The organism is Acinetobacter sp. (assembly GCF_045628685.1).
Lineage (GTDB): Bacteria > Pseudomonadota > Gammaproteobacteria > Pseudomonadales > Moraxellaceae > Acinetobacter.
This window is the reverse complement of sequence record NZ_JAZQPV010000024.1, coordinates 1-5,326: the sequence shown is the minus strand read 5'-3', so window position 1 is coordinate 5,326 and position 5,326 is coordinate 1. Positions and strand designations below refer to the sequence as shown.

Sequence of the window (5,326 nt, the reverse complement as noted above, 5' to 3'; positions counted from 1 at the left end):
ACCGTTCGAGAAGCAGATTCGCAGCAGGGAGATATTGAAATAAAATACTCCGGCTTACGTCCCGGTGAAAAACTGTACGAAGAGTTACTGATTGATCATGAAGATACTGAAATTACACAACATACTCGTATTTTAAGATCTTTTGAAAAGCATTATCCTCTGGATGAGCTGATTAAAATTTTTGAAAAAATGAATACACTGACCGCCATTGAAGATGATGTAAATTGGGCTTTGATTCAGTTAGAGCATTATGTTGATGGCTATCAACGTGGCAAAGAAATTAAAGTAAATTAATATTTAGGTATGATAATGATTAAAAAGGCAATTTTACCGGTAGCAGGTTTAGGTACCCGATTCTTACCTGCAAGTAAGTCGATTCCCAAAGAAATGGTCACGGTTGTTGACCGTCCTGCAATTGAATATGTAGTACGCGAGGCAGTTGCGGCAGGAATTGAACAAATTATTCTGGTGACTCATTCTTCAAAAGCATCCATTGAAAATTATTTCGACCGTAATTTTGAACTTGAAACTACATTAGAAAATAAAAAGAAATTTGATTTGCTTAAAGAAATTACTGAAATTTTACCTCCGCATGTTAGTGTTGTGAGTGTTCGTCAGCCACAACCGCTTGGTTTGGGACATGCCGTACTTTGTGCTAAAGCCGTGATTGGGGATGATGACTTTGCTGTATTGCTTCCCGATGTACTGGTTAAAGATGATCAAGTTGAGAATGATCTGGCGAAAATGATCGCGCGTTTTGAAGCGACTGGAGCTTCACAAATTATGGTTGAAGCAGTACCTGACAATATGGTCGATCAATACGGAATTGTTGATGTCGCCGAGAGTCCGGCAGTGGCTGAAAGCATTATCATGCAAGGTATTGTAGAGAAGCCTGCGGTTGGTACTGCTCCATCCAATTTATCTGTCGTGGGGCGTTATATTTTACCTGCAAAAATTATGCAGTTACTTGAACAAACACCACGTGGTGCAGGCAATGAAATTCAGTTGACTGATGCGATTGCGATGTTACATCAGACAGACTGTATTGAAGCCTATCGTATGAAAGGTCAAACTTTCGATTGTGGTAGCAAATTAGGTTATTTAAAAGCGGTATTGCATTATGGTGTAGCCCATCCAAAATTGGGTGAAGATTTTAAAGCCTTAATTAAAGAGTTAAAACTATAAAACTATAAAACTATAAAATGAGGAGCTTCTATGAAAGTTGCGGTATTTGGACAAACCCTTTATGCCGGTGTAATGGCAGCTTTATTGGCAGAGTGCGGACATCAGGTGTATTGGTGTGATGTATTAAAAAAAACATCGTCAGAACAGGCCTATGCACAAGATGAAGCGGTTAGGCATTTATTGGAAAAACAGGAAAAAAATGGATTTCTTCAATATTGCAACTTCAATGAAATTCCTTTAGATATCGATGCTTATTTTTTCAGTTTAAGCCCGGCTGAAGAAGCTCAAGGCATCGAGCTTCTAAAAGAGCTCAAACAACGCCCCATTATTCATCCCAAGTTGATGATTAATGCTTCAACTTTGGGGCTGCACAGTACTGAAAAATTCCAGCATATTCTTGCCCAAGATGAGTGGGTATATTTACCCGATATGATTCAGGAAGGTAATGCACTACCCAGTATGACGCAAGCCGAACAATTGATCGTCGGCTGTAGTCGACTTGAAGTGCAAAATAAAGTCAGGGAATTGTTGCGTCCTTTATTTCCCCGTCAGCAACAGTATCTGTTTATGCCTGTTTTAGATGCCGAATTTACCAAGCTCAGTATTTCAGGCATGTTGGCGACGCGCATAAGCTATATTAACGACTTGGCGGTAGTCGCGGAAAAATTAGGCATTGATATTGAGCATGTCCGTCAGGGTATGGCTACAGATAGCCGTATTGGCGCTTCTTATTTGTATCCGGGTGCCGGCTTTGGTGGGGAAAACTTCTCTCACGATATTATGACTTTGGCCAATACGGTTTCTGGTACTGGGGTTAAAAGCCAGTTACTGGCTCAGGTTTGGGAAATTAACCAACAGCAAAAAGAGCTTTTATTTAGAAAATTATGGAACTATTTTCATGGTGACTTAAAAGGGAAAACCGTCGCCATTTGGGGGGCTGCCTTTAAGGAAAACACCTCACGTATTCAACAATCTCCTGTTCATGTCATGCTGAATGCACTGTGGGCGCAAGGGGTTAAGGTTAAATTACATGATCCTCAAGCCCTTGCTGAAATTGAAAAAATATATGGTCATCGTGAAGACCTGATTTATTGTACGGATCAATATGAAGCTGTAAAAGATAGCCATGCGTTGTGTTTACTGACTGCGTGGAAGCAATACTGGAGTCCAGATTACAAGAGACTGCTTCAAACCATGCAGCATCCCTTAATTTTAGATGGTCGTAATATTTTTGATCCAGATTATGTTAAAGCACAAGGTTTTGCTTATATGGGAGTTGGACGCTAATGACACAGCCTATTCAGCCTTTTATAATCAATGATTATGAATCTATTTTAACTAAACTCACCGCTTTAAAAAAACAATTTGAGCATCTGCATTTAAATGACCTGTTCGCGCAAGATGATCAGCGCTTTGAAAAGTTCTCGGTAATATTGGAACAGATTGTTTTAGATTTTAGTAAGCATCGTATTGATCAGAATGTCTTGAATGCATTAATTCATTTTGCTGAAACACAAAATCTGGAAAAATGGATTAAAAGGCTTTTTTCTGAAGAGCAGATCAATTATACCGAGCAGCGTGCAGCAATGCATTGGGCTTTGCGTCTTCCTGAAAATGATCCATTACATACGCAACTTTCAAATCAGGTACATGAACAATTACAACGAATGTTTGCCTTGGTGGAAAAAATTCACGCAGGCCAATGTCGCGGTGCAACCGGTGAAGTGATTCAGGATGTCGTCAATATCGGGGTCGGTGGATCAGACCTCGGGCCACTGATGGTATCCCAAGCTTTATCTGATTTTAAGCAGGCGACATCAAAATCACTGAATGTACATTTTGTTTCCACTATCGATGGCAGTCAGTTATCCGAGTTGTTGCATAAGCTGCGTCCAGAAACTACCCTGTTTATTATTTCATCGAAATCTTTCGGGACCATTGATACCTTATCCAATGCACAAACGGCACGCTTGTGGCTAGAAAAAGCCTTTGGTCAACATAGCCAGATGTTGAAACATCATTTTGTTGGCGTATCGACCAAACCTGAAAAAATGACGGAGTGGGGAGTTGCCGAGGAAAACCAGTTTCTACTTTGGGATTGGGTCGGGGGGCGTTATTCTCTCTGGTCATGTATAGGCTTGCCGATTGCTTTAACTATCGGGGTTGAAGGTTTCAGGCAGTTGCTTGCCGGTGCGCATGCTATCGATCAACATTTCCAAACTGCACCTTTAAGCCAGAATATTCCGGTACTGATGGGCTTGCTTGGCGTTTGGAACAACAACTTTCTTGATATTCAGACCCATGCAGTACTGCCTTATGATGGTCGCCTGAAATACTTTGCATCTTACTTGCAGCAGCTAGAAATGGAATCGAATGGTAAGTCGATTCAGCGCAATGGGGAAAAAGTACAATTAGATACCTGCCCGATCGTCTGGGGGGAAGTGGGACCAAATGCCCAACATGCTTTTTATCAGTTGTTGCATCAAGGTACACAGGCAGTGAGTTGTGACTTCATTGCCCCTGTACAGCGTTATAATTCGAATCAGTTTACCTATGCCGAAAATGCTGAGGCCCTAGTCGAGCAGCACCATTTAGCTTTGTCCAATTGTCTGGCACAATCGCGTTTATTGGCATTTGGTAATCAGGCACTTGATCAAGTCGAACTCGAGTCTTTAGCTCTGTATCAACAATATACCGGTAATCAACCCAGTACGACCATTTTATTACAAGAATTAAATCCCTATAGCTTGGGTATGTTAATTGCCATGTATGAGCATAAAGTATTCGTACAGTCTGTACTTTGGAATATCAATCCATTCGATCAATGGGGCGTTGAAAAAGGCAAAGAAATTGCCAATCAGCTGTTACCGATTTTAAATGGGGATGTGCAGGATATTTCGAGTTTAGATGCCTCTACTCAAGGCTTAATTCAGATATTATTAGGAAAAACATATGGCTAAAATTTTAGTAACAGGTGGGGCAGGCTACATTGGCTCGCATACCTGTGTGGAACTGTTAAATTCCGGACATGAAGTTGTGGTTCTGGATAATCTTTGCAACAGTTCAGAAGAATCTCTTAACCGTGTGCAACAGTTGACCGGTAAAACCTTGGTCTTTGTTGAAGGTGATATTCGTGATGCTAAAGTTCTGGATCAGGTTTTTCAGCAATATCCGATTGATGCAGTGATTCATTTTGCCGGTTTGAAAGCGGTGGGCGAAAGTCAGCAAATTCCATTCACCTATTTTGATAATAACATTGCAGGTTCCATTAGCCTGGTCAGAGCAATGGAACGCGCAGAAATCTTTAATTTGGTTTTTAGCTCCTCTGCAACCGTTTATGATGAAGCAAATACATCTCCGCTAAATGAAGAGATGCCAACAGGTATGCCAAGTAATAACTATGGCTACACCAAACTGATTGTTGAACAACTCTTGCAAAAATTATCAATTGCAGATGAACGTTGGTCGATTGCGCTACTTCGCTATTTTAATCCGGTCGGGGCACATAAAAGTGGATGCATTGGTGAAGATCCACAAGGGATTCCCAATAACTTAATGCCATATGTGACTCAGGTGGCAGTAGGGCGTCGAGAAAAACTTTCTATTTTTGGTCAGGACTATGACACTGTCGATGGTACAGGCGTGCGTGACTATATTCATGTGGTCGATTTGGCCAATGCGCATTTATGTGCCTTGAATAACCGTTTAAATGCGCGAGGTTGTCGTGCCTGGAATATTGGCACCGGCAATGGTTCATCTGTGCTTCAAGTTAAAAATACTTTTGAAAAAGTGAATGGTGTACCGGTCGCATTTGAATTTTCTCCACGACGTGAAGGGGATGTGGCAACCTCTTTTGCTGATAATGCGCGTGCAGTGTCAGAGCTTGGCTGGACACCACAATATGCTTTAGAAGATATGTTGGCAGATAGCTGGAACTGGCAAAAACAAAATCCCACCGGTTATAAAAATTAACGGGTCTAAATAAAAATGGGAGCCTATAGGCCACTACTGTCCCATAATTTTCATAAAGGGAAGCTCATTTGAGCTTCCCTTTGTTTTATGGGTATTTTATCGGGCATGAATAAAGCTTTTAAGGTTTTTCTCTCAAACAGGTTTACTTGGATCATTCTCAGTAACCGTT

General features: G+C 41.0%; 5 protein-coding genes. All 5 read left to right on the top strand.

Going from position 1 to position 5,326, the window contains the following annotated elements; all coding sequences use genetic code 11:
- A partial coding sequence (locus ACKI4H_RS03700) for a polysaccharide biosynthesis protein (RefSeq protein ID WP_407303950.1) occupies positions 1–294 on the top strand: 294 nt, incomplete at its 5' end.
- Between the two features lie 15 nt (positions 295–309).
- Positions 310–1,185, top strand: coding sequence for a UTP--glucose-1-phosphate uridylyltransferase GalU (gene galU, locus ACKI4H_RS03695; protein ID WP_407303949.1), 876 nt, complete (start codon positions 310–312; stop codon positions 1,183–1,185).
- Between the two features lie 30 nt (positions 1,186–1,215).
- A complete protein-coding gene (locus ACKI4H_RS03690) occupies positions 1,216–2,472 on the top strand; it encodes a nucleotide sugar dehydrogenase (protein WP_407303948.1) in 1,257 nt (418 codons plus the stop codon).
- Positions 2,472–4,145 (top strand): glucose-6-phosphate isomerase, encoded by a 1,674-nt coding sequence (gene pgi, locus ACKI4H_RS03685; RefSeq protein ID WP_407303947.1) that lies wholly within the window; start codon positions 2,472–2,474, stop codon positions 4,143–4,145. Before ACKI4H_RS03690 ends, pgi begins: the two co-directional genes overlap by 1 nt.
- A complete protein-coding gene (gene galE / locus ACKI4H_RS03680) occupies positions 4,138–5,157 on the top strand; it encodes a UDP-glucose 4-epimerase GalE (RefSeq protein WP_407303946.1) in 1,020 nt (339 codons plus the stop codon). The genes pgi and galE overlap by 8 nt, the downstream gene beginning before the upstream one ends.
- The last annotated feature ends 169 nt before the right edge of the window (positions 5,158–5,326 follow it).

Excerpts from the sequence above, each read along its gene's own strand:
- galU (WP_407303949.1), top strand. The coding sequence starts at position 310 with ATGATTAAAAAGGCAATTTTACCGGTAGCAGGTTTAGGTACCCGATTC.
- ACKI4H_RS03690 (WP_407303948.1), top strand. The coding sequence starts at position 1,216 with ATGAAAGTTGCGGTATTTGGACAAACCCTTTATGCCGGTGTAATGGCA.
- pgi (WP_407303947.1), top strand. The coding sequence starts at position 2,472 with ATGACACAGCCTATTCAGCCTTTTATAATCAATGATTATGAATCTATT.
- galE (WP_407303946.1), top strand. The coding sequence starts at position 4,138 with ATGGCTAAAATTTTAGTAACAGGTGGGGCAGGCTACATTGGCTCGCAT.